Raw genomic sequence first — 286 nt, 5'->3', positions numbered from 1 at the left:
GGCGTGCACCAGGCGCGGCATGTCGGGGGTGTGGGTCATGATTTCCGGCAGGCGCTTGCGCAGTTCCTTGAACACGCGGCGCGGGCTGTAGCGCTCGCGCAGGATGCGTTCCAGCACCGGCCGCGCCACTGCCCAGATGTCCAGTTCCGGATCCAGCTGGCGGCCCACGCCTTCGATGTTGAGCAGGGTCTTCTGCAGCAGGATCAGCTGCGGCTGCAGGGTGAGTTCGTAACGCTGGGCCACGCGGAACAGCTTGATCAGCACTTCGGCCAGCGAGATCTGCGAC

At 66.1% G+C, this 286-nt stretch carries 1 protein-coding gene; it reads right to left on the bottom strand.

All coding sequences use genetic code 11. From position 1 onward, the window contains the following. Positions 1–286: hypothetical protein (locus ACPYOM_RS22290; RefSeq protein ID WP_481347634.1), on the bottom strand; the 286-nt coding region annotated here is incomplete at both ends.

This window comes from Monashia sp. HAY1-2A (assembly GCF_056755315.1).
This window is presented reverse-complemented; position numbering and strand designations above follow the sequence as displayed.